3 protein-coding genes are annotated in these 2,070 nt (G+C 66.2%); 1 reads left to right on the top strand and 2 read right to left on the bottom strand.

What is annotated here, in order from left to right; genetic code table 11:
• Nucleotides 1-368: 368 nt before the first annotated feature.
• Both ACFC0B_RS27645 and ACFC0B_RS27640 read right to left on the bottom strand, forming a co-directional pair.
• Complete coding sequence (locus ACFC0B_RS27645; RefSeq protein ID WP_376091312.1) at nucleotides 369-560, bottom strand: DUF397 domain-containing protein; 192 nt, start codon at nucleotides 558-560, stop codon at nucleotides 369-371.
• Nucleotides 553-1,416: a helix-turn-helix domain-containing protein gene (locus ACFC0B_RS27640; protein ID WP_376091309.1), complete on the bottom strand. Its 864-nt coding sequence runs from the start codon at nucleotides 1,414-1,416 to the stop codon at nucleotides 553-555. Before ACFC0B_RS27640 ends, ACFC0B_RS27645 begins: the two co-directional genes overlap by 8 nt.
• A 286-nt stretch (nucleotides 1,417-1,702) precedes the next feature.
• Here ACFC0B_RS27640 and ACFC0B_RS27635 point away from each other — a divergent pair, with 286 nt between their 5' ends.
• Nucleotides 1,703-2,068 carry an ATP-binding protein gene (locus ACFC0B_RS27635; RefSeq protein WP_376091306.1) on the top strand — a complete coding sequence of 122 codons (366 nt, stop codon included), beginning with the start codon at nucleotides 1,703-1,705 and terminating at the stop codon, nucleotides 2,066-2,068.
• Nucleotides 2,069-2,070 lie beyond the last annotated feature (2 nt).

Raw genomic sequence — 2,070 nt, 5'->3', positions numbered from 1 at the left:
TTTTGTGGGGGTTTTTTCGTCCCCATCTTTTTTTGCTTTCGGGGGGGGACCCCTCGCTCGACGTGAGCGAGGGAGCCGCCCGGTAAGGCGTGGCGACCGAGTTCGTCGGCCACTTCAACCCCGAAAGACCAACCCCCACAACCACAAGCCCCCGGCCGCCAACGCATACCTCGATGACCACCCGGAGCGGGAAGTCGGCCGGTCCGACCTCCCTCCCCGTGGTGGCACGGCGCGGTTTCGGTGGCCCCGGAGCAGGAAGTCGGCCTCGTCGACCTCCCAGTCCACCAAGTCTCCGACCTCACCAGGAGGAACGGCGGGTGGTGAGACAGGTTGCCCCTCGCTCGGGCCGAGCGAGGGGGCAACCGGGGTCAGACGTAGTGGTCGAGTTCGCCAGCCTTGACGGCACGGATGAGGCCGGCGAAGGCTGCGGGAGCGGCCCTGAGGATCGCGCCAGGCGCATCGGATTCGCGGAGTTCGACCGCCTCGGTGCCTGGACGGACCTCGATGCACTCGTTGTTCGAGGCGCTATAGCTGGACTTCTGCCACTCCGAGCTAGACATTCCCGGACTTCACTTCCTTCATGACGGATCGGATGAACTCGCGCGATTCGGCTTCGCCGAGAGCAGTCGAGTCGAGACGCGAGAAGATGACTCGATGCTTGGCCAGGTCGGCTTGCGAGTCGAAGAAGAGAGCGCCCTGAGACACGTCCATCTCGATGGTGTCGAGTTCGGGGACCGGTCCTTCGGCGAAGGTCAGGTTCTCACCGGAGCCCGGAAAGGTGTCGAGGGCGAACGGCACCACTCGCACGGAGATTCCCGGATGTTCGGAGTCGTCAATCAGAGCCCTCAGTTGCTCGACGAGCACCGCAGGACCACCGAACTGCATCCGGAGTGCGGCCTCGTGGATGAAGGTTCGCAAGGGCGTGGAGCCGGAGCGGACAATCTCCTGCCGCCGTAGCCGGAAGGCGGTCCGAGCCTCGACCTCCTTCGCCGATAGCGGTGGAAAAAGTCGGGCGAAGACTGCAGCCGCATAGGCTCGGGTCTGGAGCAGGCCCGGCATGTATGCGGTGGTGCAGAAGGTCAGCCTCCTGGCGTGGGCCTCAAGCTCGGCTACTTCGAGGAAGTCGATCGTGAGGGCGCCTCGGTAGTCCTCCCACCACCCTTTTCGTCGCTCCGAAGCCATCGCCGCGAGCGCATCGATCAGCGGCTCATTGGCACACCCGCACGCCGAGGCGACCATGCGCAGCCGCTCGGGGCTGACGCCGATCTTCGCCATCTCCATCTGCGTCATCTGGGCCGGGCTGATCCCGAGCTTCCGGGCGAGCTCACTGCCACCGAGGCCTGCCTGCTCTCGCATCCGCCGCAGCTCGCTTCCGAGGCGCCGTTGACGGAGGGTCGGGTTGGAGCGAAGAGCCATGACGTCCTCTCTGACGGGGCTGAATCAGTGTGCCGCGCGGGCGGCAAGCTGGTCCAACTGCGAGTGGACTACACGGTAGGGGGAACCTTCTCCCCTTGACCTATAAATAGAGGCGACATGGGCTATGGTCTATCTCACAACGATCCGACTGGTCGTCAGTAACGCCTGAACTCACGGGCAGTAGGCGCATGCTGCCCAATTTCCCACCGCAGAGCAGCCAGGTCCGGGCTGGCCTCGTTCACGGTGACGCCCTCCCCCCTCCTGCCTCTTCCCATGGAGGTTTGCCATGCGTGCCCTCAACCCGCCCGACTGCACCGCCGTCCGTGCCGAACTCCGTTCCCTCCTCCTCTCCGCCGGCTGGCCGCCGGAGACCATCGCCGACGCCGAACTCGCCTTCCAGGAACTCTTCGTCAACGCCTGGCAGCACGGCCTCTCCCCCGCCCCCGCCGTCCTGGTCTCCCTCCTCCCGACCACCCTGCGCGTCGCGGTCTGTGACGACTGCCCCGACCTGCCCGAGTCCCGCGTGAGCGCCGATCCCTTCGCCATCTCCGGGCGCGGGCTCCACCTCGTCCACGCCCTCACCCACCGCTTCGGCGCCACCCCCACCAAGACCGGCAAGGTCACCTGGTTCGAGCTGGACGCCGCCGCGTGAAC

This window comes from Kitasatospora sp. NPDC056184 (genome assembly GCF_042268405.1).
Taxonomy (GTDB): Bacteria; Actinomycetota; Actinomycetes; order Streptomycetales; family Streptomycetaceae; genus Kitasatospora.
The sequence above is the reverse complement of the archived record's forward strand: the minus strand, read 5'-3'. Positions and strand labels throughout refer to the sequence as shown.